19 protein-coding genes, 2 pseudogenes and 1 riboswitch are annotated in these 26,108 nt (G+C 55.5%); of the genes and pseudogenes, 15 read left to right on the top strand and 6 right to left on the bottom strand.

The features are described 5' to 3' along the window. The first annotated feature begins 652 nt into the window (after nt 1-652). The 11 genes and pseudogenes from QE396_RS01990 (at nt 653) to yegS (ending at nt 16,663) form a co-directional block, all read left to right on the top strand. Entirely contained in the window at nt 653-1,861 is a 1,209-nt protein-coding gene (locus QE396_RS01990) for an MdtA/MuxA family multidrug efflux RND transporter periplasmic adaptor subunit (RefSeq protein ID WP_020883246.1), read from the top strand. Then, a complete protein-coding gene (locus QE396_RS01985) occupies nt 1,861-4,983 on the top strand; it encodes an MdtB/MuxB family multidrug efflux RND transporter permease subunit (RefSeq protein WP_014170848.1) in 3,123 nt (1,040 codons plus the stop codon). The genes QE396_RS01990 and QE396_RS01985 overlap by 1 nt, the downstream gene beginning before the upstream one ends. After that, complete coding sequence (gene mdtC / locus QE396_RS01980) at nt 4,984-8,061, top strand: multidrug efflux RND transporter permease subunit MdtC (RefSeq protein ID WP_020883245.1); 3,078 nt, start codon at nt 4,984-4,986, stop codon at nt 8,059-8,061. Then, the gene (locus QE396_RS01975; protein WP_014170850.1) at nt 8,062-9,477 is read left to right on the top strand and encodes an MFS transporter; all 1,416 of its coding nucleotides are present in this window, start codon (nt 8,062-8,064) and stop codon (nt 9,475-9,477) included. Continuing rightward, a complete protein-coding gene (gene baeS / locus QE396_RS01970) occupies nt 9,474-10,877 on the top strand; it encodes a two-component system sensor histidine kinase BaeS (RefSeq protein WP_020883244.1) in 1,404 nt (467 codons plus the stop codon). Before QE396_RS01975 ends, baeS begins: the two co-directional genes overlap by 4 nt. Then, nucleotides 10,874-11,596: a two-component system response regulator BaeR gene (gene baeR / locus QE396_RS01965; protein WP_014170852.1), complete on the top strand. Its 723-nt coding sequence runs from the start codon at nt 10,874-10,876 to the stop codon at nt 11,594-11,596. Before baeS ends, baeR begins: the two co-directional genes overlap by 4 nt. A gap of 135 nt (nt 11,597-11,731) precedes the next feature. Next, nucleotides 11,732-12,064 carry a YegP family protein gene (locus tag QE396_RS01960; protein ID WP_014170853.1) on the top strand — a complete coding sequence of 111 codons (333 nt, stop codon included), beginning with the start codon at nt 11,732-11,734 and terminating at the stop codon, nt 12,062-12,064. Between the two features lie 154 nt (nt 12,065-12,218). Continuing rightward, entirely contained in the window at nt 12,219-13,580 is a 1,362-nt protein-coding gene (gene yegQ, locus QE396_RS01955; RefSeq protein WP_014170855.1) for a tRNA 5-hydroxyuridine modification protein YegQ, read from the top strand. Nucleotides 13,581-14,007: 427 nt separating this feature from the next. Then, a pseudogene (locus QE396_RS23460) lies at nt 14,008-14,970 on the top strand (hypothetical protein). A 7-nt stretch (nt 14,971-14,977) separates the two neighbouring features. Next, a complete protein-coding gene (locus QE396_RS01940; protein ID WP_020883240.1) occupies nt 14,978-15,583 on the top strand; it encodes a hypothetical protein in 606 nt (201 codons plus the stop codon). A gap of 180 nt (nt 15,584-15,763) precedes the next feature. Then, nucleotides 15,764-16,663, top strand: a complete 900-nt coding sequence (gene yegS, locus QE396_RS01935; protein WP_020883239.1) for a lipid kinase YegS — start codon at nt 15,764-15,766, stop codon at nt 16,661-16,663. Nucleotides 16,664-16,717: 54 nt separating this feature from the next. Here yegS and fbaB read toward each other — a convergent pair whose 3' ends face one another. After that, a complete protein-coding gene (fbaB, locus tag QE396_RS01930) occupies nt 16,718-17,770 on the bottom strand; it encodes a class I fructose-bisphosphate aldolase (RefSeq protein ID WP_014170857.1) in 1,053 nt (350 codons plus the stop codon). Between the two features lie 251 nt (nt 17,771-18,021). Between fbaB and QE396_RS01925 the strand changes: the two genes are divergently transcribed. From QE396_RS01925 to QE396_RS01915, 3 genes are read left to right on the top strand one after another with little or no spacing between them, the layout of a single operon-like run. Continuing rightward, the gene (locus QE396_RS01925; RefSeq protein WP_020883238.1) at nt 18,022-19,299 is read left to right on the top strand and encodes a nucleoside permease; all 1,278 of its coding nucleotides are present in this window, start codon (nt 18,022-18,024) and stop codon (nt 19,297-19,299) included. After that, nucleotides 19,296-20,300, top strand: a complete 1,005-nt coding sequence (locus tag QE396_RS01920; protein WP_020883237.1) for an ADP-ribosylglycohydrolase family protein — start codon at nt 19,296-19,298, stop codon at nt 20,298-20,300. The genes QE396_RS01925 and QE396_RS01920 overlap by 4 nt, the downstream gene beginning before the upstream one ends. Beyond that, nucleotides 20,297-21,250, top strand: a complete 954-nt coding sequence (locus QE396_RS01915) for a PfkB family carbohydrate kinase (protein ID WP_020883236.1) — start codon at nt 20,297-20,299, stop codon at nt 21,248-21,250. The genes QE396_RS01920 and QE396_RS01915 overlap by 4 nt, the downstream gene beginning before the upstream one ends. Here the strand turns inward: QE396_RS01915 and QE396_RS01910 are convergent. From QE396_RS01910 to thiM, 3 genes are read right to left on the bottom strand one after another with little or no spacing between them, the layout of a single operon-like run. After that, complete coding sequence (locus QE396_RS01910; RefSeq protein WP_014170861.1) at nt 21,224-21,970, bottom strand: GntR family transcriptional regulator; 747 nt, start codon at nt 21,968-21,970, stop codon at nt 21,224-21,226. The genes QE396_RS01915 and QE396_RS01910 overlap by 27 nt on opposite strands. A 42-nt stretch (nt 21,971-22,012) precedes the next feature. Continuing rightward, nucleotides 22,013-22,813: a bifunctional hydroxymethylpyrimidine kinase/phosphomethylpyrimidine kinase gene (gene thiD / locus QE396_RS01905; protein WP_020883235.1), complete on the bottom strand. Its 801-nt coding sequence runs from the start codon at nt 22,811-22,813 to the stop codon at nt 22,013-22,015. Beyond that, on the bottom strand, nt 22,810-23,580 hold the full coding sequence (gene thiM / locus QE396_RS01900) for a hydroxyethylthiazole kinase (protein WP_020883234.1): 771 nt from the start codon (nt 23,578-23,580) through the stop codon (nt 22,810-22,812). Before thiM ends, thiD begins: the two co-directional genes overlap by 4 nt. Nucleotides 23,581-23,615: 35 nt before the next feature. Further along, a riboswitch (TPP riboswitch) is annotated at nt 23,616-23,712 on the bottom strand. Between the two features lie 186 nt (nt 23,713-23,898). Here thiM and QE396_RS01895 point away from each other — a divergent pair. Continuing rightward, nucleotides 23,899-24,531, top strand: a complete 633-nt coding sequence (locus QE396_RS01895) for a hypothetical protein (RefSeq protein ID WP_020883233.1) — start codon at nt 23,899-23,901, stop codon at nt 24,529-24,531. A gap of 8 nt (nt 24,532-24,539) precedes the next feature. Here QE396_RS01895 and QE396_RS01890 read toward each other — a convergent pair whose 3' ends face one another. Together QE396_RS01890 and QE396_RS01885 are read right to left on the bottom strand one after the other, a co-directional pair. Beyond that, nucleotides 24,540-24,740, bottom strand: coding sequence for a hypothetical protein (locus QE396_RS01890; RefSeq protein WP_020883232.1), 201 nt, complete (start codon nt 24,738-24,740; stop codon nt 24,540-24,542). A gap of 167 nt (nt 24,741-24,907) precedes the next feature. Beyond that, nucleotides 24,908-26,028, bottom strand: a pseudogene (locus QE396_RS01885) (IS3 family transposase). Nucleotides 26,029-26,108 lie beyond the last annotated feature (80 nt).

Here is a 26,108-nt window from a genome sequence, read left to right as displayed (position 1 = left end):
GATTTACCGCGCCAAAAAAGTATTATTTGAATTATGTTTCAGGACAACCAATCGAATGACGAAAAAACCCTCCGTCGTTAGGATTTTTCTCATAATCATTCATGACGAGATCGCTTAAATAAAAACATAAAACCATTTAAATAACATTTTTAAAATAAAAATCTATAATTATCGCAATTTTAGGTAATTTAAACTGTTTTAGCTTTTTGATACAAATCAAAAGTGGTGCATTGAAAGGAATAACAAAAACATATTTCAAATCAAATAAATACGTCACATTGCAAAAAATCATTAGTTTGTTAATGATTTGATAACAAGATGAAAAATATTGGTATAACAGAGAATATTCCGATCCTTACATGATGAATAATGAAATTTTCCTAAAGACAAATTAAATAATAAAACCAATTGTTATCTTTCTCCGTTTCTCACCCGGCAGATAAATAATAAGAATATTTCAGGTGGCAGGGAATATTCCTGGTAAATTATGCACTGCCAATTGATCCGATTTGAAGTCCGCCTCACGCCGCGCCCCTTCCCCTGCCAATCAGACAAATCCAGACAGTCTTCCATATTTCCTCCATTTTTCTGCCGTGTTGCCTGACTAAACTAGTATCATTCCCCGAAGTATTCAGGATGAGAACGTATAACGATGAAAGGCAGTAACAAATCCCGCTGGGCAATCGCCGCTGGCATCATTGTGGTGGCTCTTGCCGCCGCCTGGTTCTGGCACAATCACTCTTCTGACACTTCCGCAGGTGCCAGCAGCCCATCTCAGCGTCCCGCGAGTGGCGGACGTCACGGCATGCGCGGCGGTGCGCTGGCTCCCGTTCAGGCGGCTACTGCGGTAAATAAAGCGGTGCCCCGTTATCTCTCCGGGCTGGGAACCATTACCGCCGCCAACACCGTTACGGTTCGCAGCCGTGTGGACGGGCAGCTGATGGCGCTTCACTTCCAGGAAGGCCAGCAGGTTAAAGCCGGGGACTTACTGGCGGAAATTGACCCAAGCCAGTTTAAAGTCACCCTCGCGCAGGCGCAGGGCCAGCTCGCGAAAGACAAGGCCACGCTCGCGAACGCCCGACGCGATTTGGCACGCTACCAGCAACTGGTGAAAACCAACCTGGTATCGCGTCAGGAACTGGATACGCAGCAGTCTCTGGTCAGCGAAGCGCTGGGCACCCTTAAAGCTGACGAAGCCGCCGTGGCCAGCGCACAGTTACAGCTCGACTGGAGCCGCATCACCGCCCCGATTGACGGCCGCGTCGGTCTGAAGCAGGTTGATATTGGCAACCAGATTTCCAGCGGCGATACCACCGGTATCGTGGTCATCACCCAGACGCATCCTGTCGATTTAGTCTTTACCCTGCCGGAGAGCGACATCGCAACCGTGGTTCAGGCGCAGAAAGCCGGCAAAGGGCTGGTTGTGGAAGCCTGGGATCGCACCAACAAGCAAAAATTGAGCGAAGGCACCCTGCTCAGTCTGGATAACCAGATTGACACCACCACCGGCACCATCAAGTTAAAAGCCCGCTTTAACAATCAGGATGATGCGCTTTTCCCAAATCAGTTCGTGAATGCGCGGATGCTGGTCGCGACACAAGAAAATGCGGTCGTTATCCCGACGGCGGCGCTGCAGATGGGCAACGAAGGGAATTTTGTCTGGGTGCTTAACAGCGAGAATAACGTCAGCAAGCATCTGGTGAAAACCGGCATTCAGGACAGCCAGACGGTGGTGATCAGCGCCGGCCTTTCCGCAGGTGACCGCGTGGTTACCGACGGCATTGATCGTCTCACCGAGGGGGCGAAAGTCGAAGTGGTAGAAGGCCAGCAACAGCCTGCTAAGCAGGGAGCGACGTCCTGATGCAGGTTATGCCACCGAGCTCTACAGGTGGGCCTTCACGCCTGTTTATTCTGCGCCCTGTTGCCACCACGCTGTTAATGGTGGCAATCCTGCTGGCCGGGATTATTGGCTATCGCTTCCTGCCCGTCTCGGCGCTGCCGGAAGTGGATTATCCCACCATCCAGGTGGTCACCCTTTATCCGGGTGCGAGCCCTGATGTGGTGACGTCGGCCATCACCGCGCCGCTGGAGCGCCAGTTTGGTCAGATGTCTGGCCTGAAGCAAATGTCCTCGCAAAGCTCCGGCGGAGCATCCGTGGTGACGCTGCAGTTCCAGCTTACGCTCTCACTCGACGTTGCCGAACAGGAAGTACAGGCCGCGATTAACGCGGCCACCAACCTGCTGCCATCCGACCTGCCCAACCCACCGGTCTACAGCAAAGTAAACCCGGCGGATCCGCCGATCATGACGCTCGCCGTCACCTCCTCCGCCATGCCGATGACTCAGGTCGAAGACATGGTCGAAACGCGCGTGGCGCAGAAAATTTCACAGGTCTCTGGCGTGGGGCTGGTTACGCTTGCCGGCGGTCAACGTCCGGCGGTACGCGTGAAGCTCAACGCCCAGGCCATTGCCGCGCTGGGCCTCACCAGCGAAACCATCCGCAGCGCCATCAGTAACGCCAACGTCAATTCGGCGAAAGGCTCGCTTGATGGCCCAACCCGGGCCGTGACCCTTTCGGCGAACGATCAAATGCAGTCCGCGGATGAATATCGACAGCTGATCGTCGCGTACCAGAACGGTGCGCCGGTGCGTCTGGGCGATGTGGCAACCGTTGAGCAAGGTGCGGAAAACAGCTGGCTCGGCGCCTGGGCCAACAAACAGCAGGCGATCGTGATGAACGTCCAGCGCCAGCCGGGTGCCAATATCATTGAAACCGCAGACAGCATTCGCACTATGCTGCCGCAACTGATTGAAAGCCTGCCCAGGTCAGTTAGCGTGAAAGTGCTGTCTGACCGGACCACCAATATTCGCGCGTCCGTGACTGACACCCAGTTTGAACTGATGCTGGCGATTGCGCTGGTGGTGATGATCATCTACCTGTTCCTGCGTAACGTGCCGGCGACCCTCATTCCTGCCGTCGCCGTGCCGCTCTCACTGGTGGGAACATTTGCCGTCATGGTGTTCCTCGATTTTTCGATAAACAACCTGACGCTGATGGCCCTTACCATTGCCACCGGCTTTGTGGTCGATGACGCTATCGTTGTTATCGAGAACATCTCGCGCTATATCGAAAAAGGTGAAAAACCGTTAGCCGCGGCGCTGAAAGGGGCGGGCGAGATCGGCTTTACCATTATCTCCCTCACCTTCTCACTGATTGCGGTACTGATCCCGCTGCTGTTTATGGGCGATATCGTCGGGCGTTTGTTCCGCGAATTTGCCGTGACGCTTGCCGTCGCCATTCTGATTTCCGCCGTGGTGTCACTGACCCTCACGCCGATGATGTGCGCCCGTATGCTGAGCCACGCCTCCCTGCGCAAGCAAAACCGCTTCTCGCGCGCCTCTGAGCGGATGTTCGAACGCATTATTGCCGCTTACGGACGGGTGCTGGCGAAAGTGCTTAACCATCCATGGGCAACCCTTGGCGTGGCGCTTGGTACGCTGGCGCTCAGCGTTATGCTGTGGATTTTCATCCCAAAAGGCTTCTTCCCGATTCAGGACAACGGCATTATCCAGGGTACGCTTCAGGCACCGCAGACGGTCTCCTTCGCTAACATGGCGCAGCGTCAGCAGCAGGTGTCAGAGATCATCATGAAAGATCCGGCAGTAGAGAGCCTGACGTCATATGTCGGTGTCGATGGCACCAACCCGTCGCTAAACAGTGCCCGCCTGCAGATCAACCTTAAACCGCTTGACGATCGCGACGACCGCGTGCAGACGGTAATCGACCGCCTGCAAACTGCCGTGGCGCGCGTCCCGGGTATTGAGCTGTACCTCCAGCCAATTCAGGATTTAACCATCGATACCCAGGTGAGCCGTACCCAGTACCAGTTCACGCTGCAGGCCACCACCCTTGATGCACTCAGCACCTGGGTACCGCAACTGGTGGATAAACTCAACGCCCTGCCGCAGCTCTCGGACGTCAGCAGCGACTGGCAGGACAAAGGGCTGGCGGCATATGTGAACGTTAACCGCGATACCGCCAGCCGGCTTGGGATCACCATGGCCGACGTGGATAACGCGCTGTATAACGCATTCGGTCAGCGTCTGATCTCCACCATCTATACCCAGGCGAATCAGTATCGCGTGGTGCTGGAACACAACACGGAAAACACGCCCGGCCTGGCCGCGCTCGATTCGGTGCGCCTGACCAGCAAAGACGGGGGCATCGTGCCCCTCAGCGCCATCGCGACGGTGGAAGAGCGCTACACACCGCTGTCGATTAACCATCTGGATCAGTTCCCGTCCACCACCATCTCGTTTAACGTACCGGACGGTTATTCGCTGGGCGAAGCGGTGGAGTCCATTCTGGCCGCAGAGAAGACGCTGAACTTCCCGTCCGATATTCAGACCCAGTTCCAGGGCAGCACGCTGGCGTTCCAGGCCGCGCTGGGCAACACCATCTGGCTGATTGTCGCGGCCGTGGTGGCGATGTATATCGTGCTCGGTGTGCTGTATGAAAGCTTTATTCACCCTATTACCATCCTCTCCACCCTGCCAACGGCGGGCGTGGGGGCACTGCTGGCATTGATGCTGGCGGGGAGCGAGCTGGACGTGATTGCCATCATTGGGATCATCCTGCTTATCGGGATCGTGAAGAAAAACGCCATCATGATGATCGACTTTGCCCTTGCCGCCGAGCGCGAGCAGGGGATGTCGCCGCGCGAGGCAATTTTCCAGGCCTGCCTGCTGCGTTTTCGCCCGATCCTGATGACCACGCTCGCCGCCCTGCTAGGTGCCCTGCCGCTGATGCTCAGTACCGGTGTTGGTGCCGAGCTGCGTCGTCCGCTGGGGATTGGTATGGTCGGTGGCCTGCTGGTAAGCCAGGTCCTGACCCTGTTCACCACGCCGGTCATTTATCTGCTGTTTGACCGTCTGGCGCTGTGGACGAAAAGCCGCTTCCCGAAACGTGAAGAGGAGGCGTAAATGAAGTTTTTCGCCCTCTTCATTTATCGCCCGGTGGCGACGATTTTACTCTCACTCGCCATCACCCTGTGCGGCGTCCTGGGCTTCCGGCTGCTGCCGGTGGCCCCGCTGCCGCAGGTGGATTTCCCGGTGATCATGGTCAGCGCCTCGCTGCCCGGTGCATCACCGGAAACCATGGCCTCGTCGGTTGCCACACCGCTGGAACGTTCACTCGGGCGAATTGCCGGGGTCAACGAGATGACCTCCAGCAGCTCGCTTGGCAGCACGCGCATCATTCTGGAATTCAGCTTCGACCGGGATATTAACGGCGCCGCGCGCGATGTGCAGGCGGCGATCAACGCCGCGCAGAACCTGCTACCGAGCGGGATGCCGGGCCGTCCGACATACCGTAAAGCGAACCCGTCCGATGCGCCGATCATGATCCTGACGCTTACCTCGGACACCTATTCGCAGGGGCAACTGTACGATTTCGCCTCCACCCAACTGGCGCAGACCCTCGCCCAGATTAACGGCGTGGGTGATGTCAGCGTTGGCGGAAGCTCTCTGCCCGCCGTGCGCGTGGGCTTAAACCCGCAGGCGCTGTTTAACCAGGGTGTTTCACTGGACGATGTGCGCTCCGCCATCAGCAATGCAAACGTGCGCAAACCGCAGGGGGCCATTGAGGACAGTAGCCACCGCTGGCAGATCCAGACTAACGATGAGCTGAAAACCGCTGCGGAATACCAGCCGCTGATCATTCACTACAACAACGGTGCGGCGGTGCGCCTGAGCGATGTCGCGAGCGTCACCGACTCGGTGCAGGACGTGCGCAACGCCGGGATGACCAACGCCAAACCGGCCATTTTGCTGATGATCCGCAAGCTGCCGGAAGCCAACATTATTGAGACGGTGAACAGTATCCGCGCGAGATTGCCGGAACTCCAGCAGACCATCCCGGCGGCGATCGATCTGCAGATTGCCCAGGATCGCTCCCCCACCATTCGCGCCTCGCTCGAAGAGGTGGAACAGACGCTTGTGATCTCCGTTGCGCTGGTGATTCTGGTGGTCTTCCTGTTTCTGCGTTCAGGCCGGGCCACGCTGATCCCCGCGGTGGCAGTGCCTGTCTCGCTGATAGGGACCTTCGCGGCGATGTACCTGTGCGGATTTAGCCTTAACAACCTGTCGCTGATGGCGCTGACGATTGCCACCGGCTTCGTGGTGGATGATGCCATTGTGGTGCTGGAGAACATCTCGCGCCATCTGGAGGCGGGGATGAAACCGCTGCAGGCCGCACTGCAGGGAACGCGTGAAGTGGGCTTTACGGTACTGTCGATGAGCCTGTCGCTGGTGGCGGTGTTCCTGCCGTTACTGCTGATGGGCGGCCTGCCTGGCCGGCTGTTACGGGAATTTGCCGTCACGCTTTCTGTCGCCATCGGTATTTCATTGATCGTGTCCCTCACGCTCACGCCGATGATGTGCGGCTGGATGTTAAAACGCAGCAAGCCCCACTCTCAGCCGCGCCGTAAGGGGTTTGGTCGCTTCCTGCTGGCGATGCAGGAGAGCTATGGCAAGTCCCTGAAGTGGGTGCTGAGGCATACGCGCATCGTCGGCCTGGTGCTGATTGGCACCATCGTGCTCAACGTCTGGATGTACATTACTATCCCCAAAACCTTCTTCCCGGAGCAGGACACCGGGGTGCTGATGGGCGGGATCCAGGCAGACCAGAGTATTTCGTTTCAGGCCATGCGCGGCAAGCTGCAGGACTTTATGAAGATCATCCGCGAAGATAAAGCGGTAGATAACGTAACCGGCTTTACCGGCGGTTCGCGGGTGAACAGCGGGATGATGTTTATCACCCTGAAGCCGCGTGACGAGCGCAATGAAACCGCCCAGCAGGTTATCGACCGCCTGCGCGTGAAGCTCGCCAAAGAGCCGGGCGCTAATCTGTTTTTGATGGCCGTTCAGGATATCCGCGTCGGCGGGCGTCAGGCAAACGCCAGCTATCAGTACACGTTACTCTCTGACGATTTAGCCGCCCTGCGCGAGTGGGAGCCTAAGATCCGCAAGGCGCTGGCCGCCCTGCCACAGCTGGCGGACGTTAACTCCGATCAGCAGGACAACGGCGCAGAAATGGCGCTAACCTACAATCGTGAAACCATGTCACGTCTGGGGATTAACGTCGATGCCGCCAACAGCCTGCTGAACAATGCCTTCGGCCAGCGTGAGATTTCCACCATCTACCAGCCCATGAACCAATACAAGGTGGTGATGGAGGTGGACCCACGTTACACCCAGGACATCAGCGCGCTGGACAACATGTTTGTGATTAATAACGACGGTAAGGCGATCCCGCTCTCTTACTTTGCCAGCTGGCAACCGGCGAACGCGCCGTTGTCGGTGAACCACCAGGGCCTTTCGGCGGCGTCGACCATCTCCTTTAACCTGCCAGCCGGTTCGTCCCTCTCTGAGGCCAGCGATGCGATCAACCGTGCGATGACCCAGCTTGGCGTGCCATCCACGGTACGCGGCAGTTTTGCCGGTACCGCGCAGGTGTTCCAGGAGACGATGAATTCGCAGGTGATTTTGATTCTGGCCGCCATTGCGACAGTCTATATCGTGCTGGGCGTTCTTTATGAAAGCTACGTCCATCCGCTGACCATTCTCTCCACGCTGCCGTCGGCGGGCGTCGGGGCGCTGCTGGCGCTGGAGCTGTTCGGCGCGCCCTTCAGCCTGATTGCGCTGATTGGTATCATGCTGTTAATTGGCATCGTGAAGAAAAACGCCATCATGATGGTGGACTTCGCGCTGGACGCCCAGCGAAATGGCAACCTGACGCCAGAAGAGGCCATATTCCAGGCCTGTCTGCTGCGTTTTCGTCCGATCATGATGACCACGCTGGCGGCGCTGTTTGGCGCGCTGCCGCTGGTGATTTCCAGCGGTGACGGCTCAGAATTGCGCCAGCCGCTGGGGATCACCATTGTCGGGGGGCTGGTGATGAGCCAGCTGCTGACGCTCTACACCACGCCGGTGGTCTATCTGTTCTTTGACCGTCTGCGGGTGCGTTTTTCGCGTAAAAACAGAACGACGGTAACCGAATAAATGACCGACCTCCCACGTCACGTACGCTGGCAGCTGTGGATTGTCGCCTTCGGCTTCTTTATGCAGTCGCTGGATACAACCATCGTCAATACCGCCCTCCCCTCGATGGCAAAAAGCCTGGGGGAGAGTCCGCTGCATATGCATATGGTGATTGTCTCCTATGTATTAACGGTGGCCGTTATGCTTCCGGCCAGCGGCTGGCTGGCGGACAAAGTGGGCGTGCGGAATATCTTTTTCACCGCCATCGTGCTGTTTACCACAGGCTCGCTGTTTTGCGCCCAGGCGAATACGCTGGATCAACTGGTGATGGCCCGCGCGTTACAGGGCATTGGCGGGGCGATGATGGTGCCTGTCGGGCGGCTGACGGTGATGAAGATTGTGCCCCGCGAGCAGTACATGGCCGCAATGACCTTCGTCACCCTGCCCGGCCAGGTCGGCCCGCTGCTTGGCCCGGCGCTGGGCGGAGTGCTGGTGGAGTATGCCTCCTGGCACTGGATCTTCTTAATCAACCTGCCGGTGGGCATCATCGGCGCGATTGCCACCCTGATGCTGATGCCTAACTACACCATGCAGACCCGGCGCTTTGATTTCCTGGGTTTTATCCTGCTGGCGGCGGGGATGGCGATGCTCACCCTCGCGCTTGATGGCCAAAAAGGCCTCGGGATTTCCGCCCTGACGCTTGGCCTTCTGGTGGCGCTCGGCATTACCGCTATCCTGTGGTATCTCTGGCATGCCAGAGGTAACGAGAGCGCGTTGTTCACGCTCGATCTGTTTAAAAACCCCACCTATCGTCTGGGCCTGTTCGGGAGCTTTGCCGGGCGCGTCGGCAGCGGCATGTTGCCCTTTATGACGCCGGTCTTTTTGCAGATTGGAATGGGATTTTCACCGTTTCACGCCGGCTTGATGATGATCCCGATGGTACTTGGCAGCATGGGAATGAAACGCATCGTGGTGCAGGTGGTTAACCGTTTTGGTTATCGCCACGTCCTGGTTGCCGCGACGCTTGGGTTAGCCCTGGTGAGCCTGCTGTTTATGGCCGTGGCGCTGCTGGGCTGGTACTACGCGCTGCCGCTGGTGCTGTTCTGCCAGGGCATAATTAACTCTGTGCGCTTTTCATCAATGAATACCCTGACGTTAAAAGCACTACCGGATGACCTGGCGAGCAGCGGAAATAGCCTGCTGTCGATGATCATGCAGCTCTCCATGAGCGTAGGGGTGACCCTTGCCGGTTTACTGCTCGGCATGTACGGACAGCATCATCTCAGCGTCGACACGCCGGTCGCCCATCAGGTCTTTTTGTATACCTATCTCAGCATGGCGGTGATTATCGCCCTGCCCGCGTTCATCTTCGCCAGAGTGCCGGATGATACCCGTAAGAACGTCGTTATCCGACACGGCAAAAGGAGTGCACCATGAAATTCTGGCGTCCGGGCATTACCGGTAAACTCTTTGTGGCGATATTTGCCACCTGTATCGTGCTGCTGGTCACCATGCACTGGGCCGTGCGGGTCAGTTTCGAACGGGGTTTTATTGATTACATTAAGCATGGTAATGAACAGCGTTTACAGGGGCTGAGCGATGCGCTGAGCGATCAGTATGCCCTGCACGGTAACTGGCGTTTTCTGCGCAATAACGACCGCTTCGTATTCCAGATCCTGCGCTCGCTTGAGCATGATACCGGTGACGATCGCCCGGGCCCCGGGATGCCGCCGCACGGCTGGCGCACCCAGTTCTGGGTGATAGACCAGGATATGCGCGTACTGGTTGGCCCGCGCGCGCCCATTCCGCCGGATGGCACAAAGCGGGCGATCACAGTGAATAACGCCACCGTCGGCTGGGTGATCGCCTCGCCGGTTGAACGCCTGACGCGTAACACCGATATCAACTTTGATCGTCAGCAGCGCCGCACCAGCTGGTTGATTGTCGCGCTCTCCACCCTGCTGGCCGCGCTCGCGACCTTCCCGCTGGCCCGTGGCCTGCTCGCGCCGGTTAAACGGCTGGTGGAAGGGACGCATAAGCTGGCCGCCGGGGATTTCTCCACCCGCGTCGATACCCGTAGCCAGGACGAACTCGGCAAGCTGGCGCAGGACTTTAACCAGCTCGCCAGCACCCTGGAAAAAAACCAGCAGATGCGACGCGATTTTATGGCCGATATTTCCCATGAACTCCGCACGCCGCTGGCGGTGCTGCGCGGCGAGCTGGAAGCTATTCAGGACGGCGTGCGTCAGTTCACTCCCGAATCGGTGGCCTCGCTGCAGGCGGAAGTGGGCACGCTGACCAAACTGGTCGATGACCTCCACCAGCTCTCCATGTCGGACGAAGGCGCGCTGGCCTACCAGAAAGCGCCCGTCGATGTGATAAACGTGCTGGAGGTGGTAAGCGGTGCCTTCCGCGAACGTTTCGCCAGCCGCAACCTGAAAATCGATCTCTCACTGCCTGACAGCGCCGTGGTGTTTGGCGACAAAGACCGCCTGATGCAGCTGTTCAACAATCTGCTGGAAAATAGCCTGCGCTACACCGACAGCGGCGGTGGCCTGCATATTTCCGGCAAACAAGAAAACGGGCATTTTGCCCTGACCTTTGCGGATTCCGCCCCCGGCGTGCAGGATGCACAGCTGGAAAAACTGTTTGAGCGATTTTATCGCACCGAAGGCTCCCGCAATCGCGCCAGCGGCGGGTCCGGTCTGGGACTGGCGATTTGCGTAAACATCGTCGAGGCCCATAATGGCACGATCCGCGCCGCCCATTCGCCTTTTGGCGGGGTAAGCATTACAGTAGAGTTACCTCTGGAACGGGATTTATCGAGAGAAGCATGACCGAGTTACCGATTGACGAAAACACGCCACGCATTTTGATTGTCGAAGACGAGCCGAAGCTCGGGCAGTTACTGATCGACTATTTACGCGCGGCAAGCTATGCCCCCACGCTTATCAGCCATGGCGATCAGGTGCTGCCTTATGTGCGCCAGACGCCGCCGGACCTGATCCTGCTGGATCTGATGCTCCCCGGAACCGATGGCCTGACCCTGTGCCGGGAAATTCGTCGCTTCTCAGACGTGCCGGTGGTGATGGTGACGGCGAAAATCGAAGAGATCGACCGCCTGCTGGGCCTCGAAATTGGTGCGGATGATTACATCTGCAAGCCATACAGCCCGCGTGAAGTGGTCGCGCGCGTAAAAACCATTCTGCGCCGCTGTAAGCCCCATCGTGAACTGCAGGTACTGGACGCGGAAAGCCCACTTATCGTCGATGAAAGCCGCTTCCAGGCGAGCTGGCGCGGCAAGCTGCTGGATCTCACCCCCGCCGAATTCCGCCTGTTGAAAACCCTCTCCCACGAGCCGGGGAAGGTCTTCTCCCGCGAGCAACTGCTGAACCGTCTGTATGATGATTACCGCGTCGTGACTGACCGTACCATCGACAGCCATATTAAAAACCTGCGCCGCAAGCTGGAAGCGCTCGATGCGGAGCAGTCATTTATCCGCGCGGTGTATGGCGTGGGATACCGATGGGAAGCCGATGCCTGCAGGATAGCCTGAGCATTTAGCTTACCGAACCCGCCTGCTGGCGGGTTTTTCATTTCTGGAAAGCAACGAAGAATCAACCATACTCACATTACCGGTTCGTTTATTGATAACTGGTGCAGATAATTCCACTTCGTTCAAGGAGTTCCTATGTCTGGTTGGTTCGAGTTAAACAAAAGCAGTGATGGTCAGTTCAGGTTTGTTCTCAAAGCAGGAAACGGAGAAACGATCCTGACCAGTGAGCTTTACACCACCAAAAATTCCGCCGAAAACGGTATCGCCTCCGTTCGCACCAATAGCCCTTCTGATGAACGTTATGAGAAGAAGGTGGCCACCAACGGTAAATTCCACTTCAATCTGAAGGCCGGGAATCATCAGGTTATTGGCAGCAGCCAGATGTATGCCTCGGAACAGTCGCGAGATAAAGGCATCGCGTCGGTCAAAACTAACGGTTCAAGCCAGACGGTAAAAGACAATACCTGACGACACGCCTCCGGCCGGGTTAGCGATGGTACGACCCGGCGCTTTACCTCCCTGTCCCTCAGCGCTACAATGCCCGCCCTTAAAGTGGGGGATCTCCCCTTACCGCTGCACCTGGTGCATGCGGATCTGACCTGTCATCAGAACGAGAACAAACATGTTTAAACCGGAACTCCTTTCCCCGGCGGGAACGCTGCAAAATATGCGTTACGCTTTCGCCTATGGCGCTGACGCCGTCTATGCTGGCCAGCCGCGCTACTCGCTGCGCGTGCGTAACAATGAATTCAACCACGAGAACCTGCAGCTCGGCATTAACGAAGCACATGCCCTGGGCAAAAAATTCTACGTGGTGGTCAACATTGCGCCGCATAACGCCAAGCTGAAAACGTTCATCCGCGATCTGAAGCCGGTGGTTGATATGGGACCGGACGCGCTGATCATGTCGGACCCGGGTTTAATTATGCTGGTTCGGGAGAACTTCCCGGAGATGGATATTCACCTCTCCGTTCAGGCCAACGCCGTTAACTGGGCAACGGTGAAATTCTGGAAACAGATGGGGCTGACCCGCGTCATTCTGTCTCGTGAACTTTCGCTGGAAGAGATTGAAGAGATCCGCACGCAGGTGCCGGATATGGAAATCGAAATCTTCGTTCACGGCGCGCTGTGCATGGCCTACTCCGGTCGTTGCCTGCTCTCGGGATACATCAACAAGCGTGACCCGAACCAGGGTACCTGCACCAACGCCTGCCGCTGGGAATATAACGTTCAGGAAGGCAAAGAAGACGACATCGGCAATATCGTCCACAAACATGAGCCTATCCCGGTGACCAACGTGGAGCCAACCTTAGGCATCGGCGCGCCAACTGACAGCGTGTTCATGATTGAAGAGGCCAAACGTCCGGGTGAGTACATGACCGCCTTTGAAGACGAGCATGGCACTTACATCATGAACTCCAAAGACCTGCGTGCGATTGCGCACGTTGAGCGTCTGACGCAGATGGGCGTACATTCCCTGAAAATTGAAGGCCGTACCAAGTCCTACTACTACTGCGCGCGTACTGCTCAGGTGTACCGTAAAGCCATCGACGATGCCGCTGCCGGCAAACCGTTCGATACCAGCCTGCTGGAAACCCTGGAAGGCCTGGCGCATCGCGGTTATACCGAAGGCTTCCTGCGTCGTCACACCCATGACGATTACCAGAACTACGAACACGGCTATTCCGTTTCCGAGCGCCAGCAGTTTGTCGGTGATTTTACCGGTGAGCGCAAAGGTGCGCTGGCCGCCGTGGCGGTGAAGAACAAATTCACCAAAGGCGACAGCCTGGAGTTGATGACCCCGCAGGGCAACATGAACTTCACCCTGGAACATCTGGAAAACGGTAAAGGCGAAGCAATTGACGTGGCGCCAGGCAACGGCCATACCGTCTGGCTGCCGGTACCCGAAGAAGTGGAGCTGGAGTTTGCGCTGCTGATGCGTAATTTCAACGGTGAAAGTACCCGTAACCCGCACAGTAAATAGTCAAGCAGGGAAATTTTTTCGCGCTGGGATAATTCTTAGAATCGGATCACATACCGCTTCGTTCAATACGGGTATTATCCCCCCGCTGAAAAACATAACCCATAAATGCTAGCTGTACCAGGAACCACCTCCTTAGCCTGCGTAATCTCCCTTACGCGGGCTTATTTTTTTGTACAATTCAGTCCACTTATTAAGAATGCATAAGAATGCAATTGCATAGACCCACCATATGAAGGGTGTGTATTCGCGATAACGTATGCCGGAATACCGTTCATGAAAATCGGACGGACCTATGATATTCATCACAACTATTATTGGATCTGGTAGGCGGGAGTGTTATTCAGAGCATTCCTAATTCCCGACCATAGCATGCCCTTTACTCTTGATTTCTTAGCACAATACGTTTTCACATGGACGGAGAGACGACATGACATTCCCCGGTCAGTTTTCAAAGGACATTCCGGATTACGAACTCGCACGCAGTCTGGGCCTTGCCTCCGGCGGCGATATTAATTTCAACGATTTTGCCAGTCACCTGGACTGTAGCCGAAACTTTAGCCAGGTTGGGATCCTCTACTCAGACGGTGCGCGTCAGTAATTAGTAAAGCCCTCAAGGCGGATTGCGACACCAAACGAAAGCTCGGTAAGCCATGTAGTCATCACCAAAGTAAATGCTTCCTCAAGTAGTGCCATTCAGGCAACGACTACGATTCAGTCACCTTCATTGGCGACTGAAATCGGTTCTACGGCAATTTCTTGCGGAGCCGCCATTCTCACTGTCGTACTTGCTGCTGGCGCAGGTATGGCCATTCCTCTCACCGCAGGCTCTTCAGGTGCTGTTGCTGCCGTGATTGTCGCCGGTGGTGTGGCAAAAGGAATTCAGTGTGCGAACGGGCTTGGCCGCTTGTCACTTATTGCCATGAATCATAATGACTATGTAGCGTGGATGGATTCCCAGGAATGGTATACTGCAACCAATACCGCTCTGGATGCGATTTCACTTGCTGGGGCCGCTGCGGGTCTAAAAAGCGCGGTATTGACCTACCGCCTTCTTAATCGCTCGACGTCTGAAAGTTTACTCTCTTTATTACAAAAAATGAGCCGATCGGACCGCACGAGGTTAACGGAGGAAATTATTCGCATCCGAAATCCCGGCATCTCGAATTCAGGTGTTAAAGCAGCGATGAAAGCTGGGGTTTACCCTAAACGTTACCCATCGGAAGCGCTGCAGTTGCTCTTACAGCGTGAGCTGTTGAATGCCATTTCCAACTCCTCAGCTTTTGTTGGAAGTGCGGTCTCGGGTACAATCAGGAATCCTCAGAATATTACACAATCTGGAAAATACGTTTTTGGTTTGATCCAGTCTTTTTCATTTACAGGAAGTTATTGACCTGAGCATGATAAAATACATCAAGAAGAGCCTGGCATTAAGTACTGTGATCACAAATCAAATGGCGACTGACGATCTCCAACGGCTTGAGTCTTTAAAAGATGGCTTAAAAGATCAGTTTGGCGTTCCTGTAGGTGTACATATGACAGGAATTCCCTTGTCTATCAGTATGTTACTCGCCATTTTTTGCTACGCCATGCTACAAGTTTCTGTCTGGATATTACTATTTCGCCTGCTCGGCTTACCCGAATTTAAAGTCATGATGGGTGTATTTCTTGCAGCAGTGGCGTATTGCATGATTGCGATGAGTACTATGTTTCTGACTGCTCGGGGGTCCTTGGCTGGATTTAAAGCGCATATTTCCGTTATCACGCTGACTGGACTGATGAGCATCGTTTATTTTATCTGGACGTGGAGTTCACTTTTATTCGGCTCTGTTGAGAATTACACCCCGCAAATAACCTCTTTTTTAGGGTTGGGATTTTTCTGCATGAATGTCGTGTGGATGAATACATCACTCTTTTACCGTTCAATCGCCCTAACGCTACATAATCGGATTTGGCGTAAACAGCTGAAAATAGAGACAAGGCAAATGTCGCGACTCAAACGTTGAGTGCAATAGCCCAGTGATTGACAGACGTAAAAAGTGTAAACGACACCGGGCACAGATTACGTTATACGGGGGAAAAATCTCCTTTACACAGGCTTATTTTTTCCCTTTCATCCTGTTCTTACCCGCTTTTTTCCTCCCTGCTATACACTCTTACTAACGCTAAAAAAGGGAGCAGCGCGGATGGCAATCTATCCAGACAGTTTATTGATTCTCAATGGCAAAAGTGCGGGCAACGATTTGTTGCGCCAGGCAGTGACGGATTTGCGTGAAGACGGTGCGCGTATACACGTGCGAGTGACGTGGGAAAAAGGTGATGCGGCACGCTATATCGACGAAGGCCTGAAGCTCGGGGTCGAAACCATTATTTCTGGCGGGGGCGATGGCACCATTAATGAAATTGCTGGCGCTCTGATAGATCTTCCCGCAACCGACCGCCCGGTGATGGGCATTTTGCCGCTCGGTACGGCCAACGATTTCGCCACCAGCGCCGGAATCCCCGAAGAGCTGGGAAAAGCCCTGCAGCTGGCTATCCTCGGCAAAGCCACCGACGTGGATATTGCTCAGGTGAATGAAAAAACCTGTTTTATCAATATGGCGACCGGTGGATTCGGGACGCGCATTACCAGCGAAACTCCTGAAAAGCTGAAGGCAGCGCTGGGTGGCGTCTCGTATCTGATCCATGGTCTGATGCGCATGGATACCCTGAAGCCGGACCGCTGTGAGATTCACGGCGAGAACTTTCAGTGGCAGGGTGATGCGCTGGTGATTGGTATCGGCAATGGCCGTCAGGCCGGTGGCGGACAGCAGTTATGCCCGGAGGCGCTGATCAATGATGGTCAGTTACAGCTGCGTATTTTCACGGGTGATGGCTTGCTGCCTGCGCTGTTTACCACCCTGACCCAGCCAGAAGAGAGCCCGAATATTATTGCCGGTAAATCCGCGTGGTTTGAAGTGAATGCCCCACACGGCATGACGTTTAATCTTGACGGGGAGCCGCTGAGCGGGAAGCAGTTCCGCATTGAGGTGTTACCGGGCGCGCTACAGTGCCGGCTGCCACCGGACTGCCAGCTTCTGCGTTGACAGTGTGGCCGGGCGGCGGTAACGCCTGACCCGGCCAGCGTTTTACAAAAAGTCTTAAGCGATAGTCACTTTGCTGTCCAGGTACACATCCTGCACGGCATTGATCAGCTTCACGCCGTCAGCCATCGATTTTTTAAACGCCTTACGGCCCAGGATCAGCCCCATACCGCCCGCGCGCTTATTGATAACCGCCGTGCGCACCGCATCGGAGAGATCGGTGTCGCCCCCCGCCGCACCACCGGAGTTAATTAACCCGGCACGTCCCATATAGCAGTTCGCCAGCTGATAACGCACCAGGTCGATAGGGTTTTCGCTGGTCAGTTTGCTGTAGACCCGGTCATCGGTGTAACCGAAGTTTACCGCTTTATAACCGCCGTTATTTTCCGCCATCTTCTGCTTCACGATATCTGCACCAATGGTTGCCGCCAGATGGTTCGCCTGGCCGGTCAGGTCGGCAGAAACGTGGTAGTCCACTCCGTCTTTCTTAAATGCGGAGTTACGCAGATACGCCCACAGAACGGTGACCATACCCAGCTCATGCGCGCGTTCGAAGGCAGCAGAAATTTCTTCAATCTGGCGACGCGACTGCTCAGAACCAAAGTAGATCGTCGCCCCAACCGCGACCGCACCCATATTGAACGCCTGCTCTACGCTAGCGTAAAGCGTCTGATCGTATTCGGTCGGGTAGCTCAGGGTTTCGTTGTGATTCAGTTTGACGAGGAATGGAATGCGGTGGGCATAGCGACGCGATACGGAGGCCAGTACGCCATAGGTGGACGCCACGCAGTTACAGCCCGCTTCTATCGCCAGTTCGACGATGTTCTTCGGATCGAAATACAGCGGGTTCGCCGCAAAGGAGGCGCCCGCGGAGTGCTCAACGCCCTGGTCAACCGGCAGAATAGAAAGATACCCGGTTCCCCCCAGTCGCCCGGTATTATAGAGGGTCTGCATATTTCGCAGTACCGCAGGCGGACGGTTGTTATCAACCATCACGCGGTCGACGTAATCGTGGCCAGGCAGATAAAGCTGGTCGGCTGGAATGGTCATACAACGATGCTGTAAAAGGCTGTCGGCGTCTTTGCCAAGCAACTGCGCAATATCAGTCATGTGATGCTCCCGTAAGCCCGACGTGATGTCGGTGAGTGTTTATCCAGACCCATAGCGTTATGGGCAGACTAAGCCTGGTACCGACTTAACAGATTTTCCACCATTTGCATTTTTTTTCAGCACAATCTGCTGGCTCGATTCGTGTACAACAAAACTGTTACATTGATCAAACAATCACCGCAAAGGTATTTAAAAGGTATTATTAGGTGGTATGTTAAAGGCGTACCCTCTCTGACATGCAGGATTAAACAATGAAAACGAAAGTCCAACTGTCATTCATGATGTTTGTTGAATGGTTTATCTGGGGCGCGTGGTTTGTACCGCTGTGGCTGTGGCTGAGCAAAAGCGGTTTTACCGCCGGGGAAATTGGCTGGTCTTATGCCTGTACCGCGATTGCCGCGATCCTCTCCCCCATTCTGGTGGGTTCACTGACCGACCGCTTTTTCGCTGCGCAGAAAGTACTGGCCGTACTGATGTTCGCCGGTGCCATCGTGATGTACTTCGCCGCACAGCAAACCCAGTTCAGCACCTTTTTCCCGCTGCTGCTGATTTACTCCCTGACCTATATGCCGACCATTGCGCTGACCAACAGTATTGCCTTCGCCAATGTGGATGATGTGGAGGCTGATTTCCCGCGTATCCGCGTGATGGGCACCCTCGGCTGGATCGCCTCGGGACTGGCGTGCGGTTTCCTGCCGCAGATGATGGGCTATAACGACATTTCCGATACCAATATTCCGCTGCTGATGACGGCGGGCAGCTCCGCCCTGCTCGGTGTCTTTGCGCTGTTCCTGCCGAACACCCCGCCGAAGAGTACCGGCAAGATGGATTTCAAAGTCATGCTGGGGCTGGATGCGCTGATCCTGCTGCGCGATAAAAACTTCCTGGTGTTCTTCTTCTGCTCATTTCTGTTCGCAATGCCGCTGGCCTTCTATTACATCTTTGCCAACGGCTATCTCACCGAAGTGGGGATGAAAAACGCCACCGGCTGGATGACGCTCGGCCAGTTCTCCGAAATCTTCTTTATGCTGGCGCTGCCGTTCTTCACCAAACGCTTTGGTATTAAGAAGGTCTTGCTGCTGGGCCTGCTCACCGCCGCCATCCGCTATGGCTTCTTTGTTTACGGTGGTGCCGACCAGTACTTCACCTATGCCCTGCTGTTCCTCGGCATTTTGCTGCATGGCGTGAGCTACGACTTCTACTATGTGACCGCGTATATCTACGTGGATAAAAAAGCGCCGGTGCATATGCGCACCGCCGCACAAGGCCTGATTACGCTGTGCTGTCAGGGGTTTGGTAGCCTGTTAGGTTACCGCCTGGGCGGCGTGATGATGGAAAAAATGTTCGCATACAAAGAGCCGGTGAATGGGTTGACCTTCAACTGGGCCGGAATGTGGGCATTCGGAGGGATCATGATTGCCGTGATCGCCGTGCTGTTTATGCTGTTTTTCCGCGAATCGGACAAAGAGATCACCGCAATTGAGGTGGTTGAAGGCGATACCGCGCTGACACGAGGGGAAGTTAAATGAAACAAGAACGTGTTCTCGGTGCCCTTTACGGGCAAGCGTTAGGGGATGCGATGGGCATGCCGTCGGAGCTTTGGCCGAGAAAGCGCGTCAAAGCGCACTTCGGCTGGATCGACCGTTTTTTACCCGGACCGGCAGAAAATAACGCCGCCTGCTATTTTAAGCAGGCAGAATTTACCGACGATACGTCAATGGCGTTATGCCTGGCGGATGCGATTATCGAATGCGACGGGCAGATCAACGCGGATGTTATCGGCAAACATATTCTGCACTGGGCGGAGTCGTTCGATGCGTTTAACAAGAATGTGTTAGGTCCGACATCGAAGATTGCGCTTAACGCCATTCGTGACGGCAAGCCGGTCAGTGAACTGGAAAACAACGGCGTCACCAACGGTGCGGCGATGCGCGCCTCTCCGCTGGGCTGCCTGCTGCCGGCCACGCGTCTGGAGCACTTTGTCGCAGAGGTGGCGCTGGCCTCCAGCCCGACCCATAAATCCGACCTCGCGATTGCCGGCGCGGTGGTGATAGCCTGGGCAGTGTCGCGTGCCATTGACGGTGAACGCTGGCAGAACATCGTCGATGCCCTGCCAGGTATTGCCCGCTACGCACAGGAAGCGAAAACAACCACCTTCAGCGCATCGCTGGCGGCACGGATTGAGCTCGCCCTTAAGACCGTGCGTGAAGCCAACGGCATCGATTCCGCCAGCGAGCAGGTTTACCAGCTTATTGGCGCGGGCACCAGCACGCTTGAGTCGGTTCCAGCGGCGATTGCGATGGTCGAACTGGCAGGCACCGACCCGAACCGCTGCGCCATTTTGTGTGCCAACCTCGGCGGTGATACGGACACCATCGGCGCGATGGCGACGGCAATCTGCGGTGCGCTTCACGGCGTACAGGCGATTGACCCGGCGTACAAGGAGGAACTCGACGCCGTAAACCGCCTCGACTTTAACCACTACTGTGAAAAACTGCTGCACTTCCGGGAGCAAAGGGAGGGCGTATGAGTGCTTTTGCTGCACGCCTTGAAACACTGCACGCCACTCGCCCGGTCACGGTGTTGGGTGCCGCGGTCATCGACGTGATCGCCGACGCCTATGCCCTCCCCTGGCGCGGGTGTGATATCGAACTCAAACAACAGGGTGTCAATATCGGCGGCTGTGCACTGAATATTGCTATTGCGCTGAAACGGCTCGGGATCGCCGCGCAAAACGCGCTCCCCGTCGGCCACGGAGTGTGGGCAGACATCATCCGTAACGCCATGGCAAAACAGGATCTGCACAGCGTCGTTGAAGTAGAAACGGGCGACAACGGCTGGTGTCTGGCGCTGGTCGAACCGGACGGTGAGCGGACCTTTATGTCGTTTAGCGGCGTGGAGAACCAGTGGCAACAGCGCTGGCTGGATGCGCTGCACGTGCCGCCTGAAAGCCTGGTCTACCTCTCAGGCTATCAGCTGGCGTCACCGTGCGGAGAGCTCCTGACGGACTGGCTGGAAGGCCTGGAAAACGTTACCGCGTTTATCGACTTTGGGCCGCGCATTGCCGATATTCCTGATGCGCTGATGGCGCGGATCATGGCCTGTAAGCCGATGGTATCGCTTAATCGCCAGGAAGCGGAGATGGCAGCGGGACGATTTGGCATGGAAGCTGAAACACTCGGCCCGCAGTGGCTACAGCGGTTTAGTTCTGCGCTGATTATTCGCCACGATAAAGACGGTGCCGCCTGGTATGAGGGTGATAAATCGGGCTACGTTCCGGCGTTTCCCGCAACCGTCGTCGACACGATCGGTGCGGGCGACAGCCACGCCGGTGGCACGCTTGCCGGGCTGGCGGCAGGATGGTCGCTGGCTGATGCCGTTACGCTTGGCAATGCAGTGGCGGCCTGGGTCGTTAGCCACCGCGGCGGCGACTGCGCGCCAGGGCGCGAGGCGTTACTCCTCGCACACAAAGACGTATAAATCGCTACGGCAGTAGCTGATGCTAAACTCAATGGGCCGGTTCTGCTGATCAAGTGCAACCTGCTTGATCACCAGCACCGGGATTTTGTCATCCATGCGGATATGCGTCTGAAACTCGCTGTCCGGCATGCGGGCACTGACGCGTGAGCGGGTGCGTTGCGGGAAGATATTCTGGCTACGGAAGTAGTCATACAGGGAAATCCCAATTGCATCCGGATCGTGAATCAACCCTACCGGCACCCAGGACTCCTCAATCGATACGGCATCATCATCCACATAGCGGATGCGCTTAAGCAAAAAGACCTCGCTCTCCGGCGGCACTGACAGCTGGCTGGCCACCTCTTCCGGGCATTTCACCACCCGTTTATTCACCCACAGCGTGTTGGGCTTTTTGCCGCGCAGCACCACCTGCTGAGAAAAACCGCGCGCTTCCTTGAGCGAGTATTCAAAGATGTTATTGATTTGCGTCCCGTAGCCCCGGGCACGCGTCACTACGCCCTCGGCTTCCAGAGCCTGCATCGCTTTGCGCACTGTAATGCGCGACACGCCGGTTAACTGACTGAGATCGCGCTCGCCGGGCAGTATATTCCCATGCTCCAGCACCCCGTTGCGTACCGCGTTTTTTACCGTTTCGGCAAATTTCAGATACAGCGGCGTGTTGTCCGGGGCGGCAATGCGTTCATTCAGTTGGTCGATTAACCGGGTATGCGCTTGTTCCATCTCTGTTTTTCTCAGGCCTGGTGTGTGTTGCCAGTATACGGCTTACCACCAGGCATGAAAATGGTGTACCGGACCAATACCGTGACCAACCTCGAGAGTATCGGCTTTTGCCAGCGCTTCAGAGAGCCAGATTTTAGCGTCGCGGACCGTATCCCCCCAGTTGTCACGACGGGGGCGCAAAGCCGCCAGCGCGGCAGAGAGTGTGCAGCCGGTCCCGTGGGTGTTTTTGGTCTGTACCCGCGGGGCCGTGAAACGCAGCGCACCGTCGTGGGTAAACAACCAGTCAGGGCTTTCTTCATCATCAAGATGACCACCTTTCATCAGCACGGCGCCGCAGCCCATCGCCAGGAGCGCATTCCCCTGCTCTTTCATTTCGCGCTCATTCTGCGCGTGCGGCGCATCCAGCAGCGCAGCGGCTTCAGGCAGATTTGGCGTGATAAGCGCAACCTGCGGCAGCAGCTTATTTCGCAGCGTCTCGACGGCGGAGGCGGACAGCAGCGGGTCACCGCTTTTTGCCAGCATCACGGTATCCAGCACCACGTTTTGCACCTGGTAACGTTTAAGCCGTTCTGCCACCGCTTCAACAATGTCGGTCTCGGCCAGCATCCCAATCTTGGTGGTGTCGATTCGCACATCGCTGAAAACCGAATCCAGCTGTGCGGCGACAAAGTCCGACTCAATGCGGTAAACCGACTGCACGCCACGCGTATTTTGCGCCACCAGCGCGGTAATCACCGAGCAGCCGTATGCGCCGAGTGCGGAGAAAGTTTTCAAATCAGCCTGAATGCCCGCGCCGCCGCTTGGGTCGGTACCGGCAATGGTAAGGGCGTTAATCCGATTCATGCCCGTTCCTCCAGAGTGTAGAGCGCGTCAAGGAACGCACTGGCAAAACTGCCGGGACCACCAGACCGGGCGACGGCCGCCGATCCGGCACGTTTCATCCATCCGCAGGCGGCGGCGATGTTATCCAGCCGGTCACCGGGAAGCGAGCAGCTCGCCGCCACGACTGCCGAGAGCGCGCATCCCGTTCCCACCACGCGGGTCATTATCGGGTCACCGCCCACGACCGTGCGGGTGCGCTGCCCATCGGTGACGTAATCCCGTTCACCGGTGACCACCACAATGGCATTCGTCTGGCGAGCCAGCGCCTGCGCGGCAGGCAGCGCAGACGCCGCCGTGTCGGTGGTATCGACGCCACGCCCGCCCACACTCATCCCGGCAAGGGCGAGAATTTCCGAGGCATTGCCGCGAATGGCCGCCGGTTTCAGGGCGAGGATTTGGTGGCAAAAACGGGTGCGGAACGTCAGCGCCCCTACGGCAACCGGGTCAAGCGTCCAGGGTTTCCCTGCTGCCACTGCACGCTCAATCGCCCGGCGCATCGACTGGGCGCGCGGCGCCGTCAGCGTCCCGACGTTAATCAGCAGGGCATCTGCGAGCGCGGCAAACTGCTCGGCCTCTTCGGCTTCAATCACCATAGCCGGGGAAGCGCCAAGCGCCAGTAACACATTGGCCGTAAAGGTCTGTACCACATCGTTGGTCATACAGTGGGTAAGTGGGGAACGGGTTCGAAACTGATGTAAAACGTGTAAATCGAGCAGGTCAGGCTGCATGGTATCGCTCCTGCCGTGCGTGAAGAAGCGATGACCGGGAAGGCATCTGACTTCCCTACGCTGGCATTATCCAGATCAGGTAATACGGGTATTTCTCAGCCTTCACAAAGAAGGGCACCCCGAGTCAAATAAAAAAAATCAAAAGCTTGCGATTAATGCTCCTCATTAATCCCTGATCAGGATAGTAATGCCAGCGGGAAGTCTTGTAAACGGCAAAAGCGGCCCTTTTGGTCTATGTGTGACAGGTTGAGTGACACAATGTGTGCCATGTAGAATGCTCTTATGTCGTCAACTACCGCATAAAAAAAAGAGGTCGTGATGGATTTACAAGCATGGGATAACATTATCTCTATCGCTTCGAATGCTGTAACAGCGTTGAGTGTGGTTGGCGGCGTCATCTTCGGAGGGGTTAAACTTCAGGAGATTGTGAAGACGAGAAAAATGGAGCAAGCTTTCGCCTCTGCAATAGCGCTTAAAGATGAGATTGATGCTACGAGGGGCCGTTATAATCGTATGCGTTTTGACCTTACACGCATAATGACATTTATCGACACGCTCGCAAAGACTGGTCAAAAAGTAGATCAAGAAAGCTACTATCAGATTCAAGGTTCCTTGAGAGATATGGCGGAAAACACCTTTTGTATTGGTAGCTGTTTCGTCAAAGTTCGTCACTATAACGTTGCCATTAAACAACCAGCCTGGGAACCATTCAACGCTCTTCTACACTCTGCTGGTGAAACGCAAATAGCTATATCAAAATTAGTAAACCTCATCATGCAGGCCTTGCTTAAAGAGCAGATAACAGCGGAGGAATTCGAGACAATTCGTAATCTTTATGATGAACATGGTGAACGGATGAAAGGCGTTAATTACGCTATCGCCGGGATAGATATTATTAAGTTCGATGATTTGTTTGACTTCAGCAAAGTTAACAAAAAAAGCCGGGATTAACCCGGCTCTCATGTTTTATTCTTTCTCAATTTCAACAACGCTTCACTAATAGCCTTCTCAAGCCCGTTTTGTTCAACGTCCATCATGAATGAGGAGCGCGGAACCTTCAGGAAACGACACACGGCGCTAACGTTCAGAAAATCTAAAACGCGCTCGTCTGCAACTGTCAGCAACGGGAAGCCGTTGTTAGTCTGAAATTGAATTTTCATAGTAATCACCTCTTCTTTGCCTCGCCTTTTCAGGCCATTCTTCACGGTGGGGCCAAATAGTCAGCCCCAAAATCCGCTGTCTTATGCTGCGTCGTTCGTCAGTCGTGTAGTGAAATCCGGACGATACACCACAGGCAATGACCTGCCCCCTGTATTAGATACAACCTTCAGTTAGTAATGTCGGTTGATTTTTCTTCATGTTTTCCGTTTCGCCAGCCTGCTGCAAATTCAGATGGCGTCTGGTAATTCAGCGATGAATGAGGTCTGGACTCGTTATAGTCCTGTCGCCACTCATTAATGATTTTCCGGGCATGAAGAACATCGCTGAACCAGTGCTCATTCAGGCATTCATCCCGAAAGCGACCGTTTAAACTCTCAATAAATCCGTTCTGAGTTGGCTTGCCCGGCTGGATTAAGCGCAACTCAACACTATGTTCAAAGGCCCATTGATCCAGCGCGCGGCAGGTAAATTCCGGGCCCTGATCGGTTCTTATCGTCGCAGGATATCCTCGAAACAGCGCAATGCTGTCCAGAATACGCGCGACCTGAACACCTGAAATCCCGAAAGCGGCGGTGATCGTCAGACACTCCTTCGTAAATTCATCCACACAGGTCAGGCACTTAATCCGGCGGCCGCTGGCAAGTGCATCCATGACAAAATCCATCTACCAGGTCAGGTTCGGCGCATCCGGGCGAAGAAGCGGAAGCCGTTCAGTCGCCAGACCCTTACGGCGGCACCTGCGTTTTACACCCAGACCGTTAAGGTGATAGATGCGGTAAACCTGCTTGTGGTTGACGTGAAGGCCCTCCCGACGCAATAACTGCCAGATACGCCGGTAACCAAATCGCCTGCGTTCAAGTGCCAGTTCTGTGATGCGTAGAGACAGTTGCACGTCAGCAGCCGGACGCTGGGCCGGATAACGGCAGGTTGAAAGTGACAGACCGGCCAGCCTGCAGGCACGGCGTTGCGACAGACCCGTTGCCTCACACATGGCCTCCACGGCTTCCCGCTTCTGGTCTGTCGTCAGAACTTTCGGCCCAGAGCCACCTGAAGCGCCTCCTTATCCAGCATGGCTTCAGCGAGCAGCTTCTTGAGACGAGCGTTATCCTCTTCAAGCGACTTGAGCCGCTTCACCTCGGGGACCTCCATGCCGCCGAACTTCTTGCGCCAGGTGTAAAAGGTGGCGTCTGAAATGGCATGCTTGCGGCAGAGTTCCCGGGCTGAAACACCGGCTTCTGCCTCGCGGAGAATACTGATGATCTGTTCGTCGGAAAATCGCTTCTTCATAGGGATGTCCTCATGTGGCTTATGAAGACATTACTAACATCACGGTGTATTAATCAACGGGGAACAGGTCAATTAGCCTC

The sequence above is a fragment of the Enterobacter sp. SORGH_AS_0287 genome (assembly GCF_031453695.1).
GTDB lineage: Bacteria > Pseudomonadota > Gammaproteobacteria > Enterobacterales > Enterobacteriaceae > Enterobacter > Enterobacter ludwigii.
This window is presented reverse-complemented; position numbering and strand designations above follow the sequence as displayed.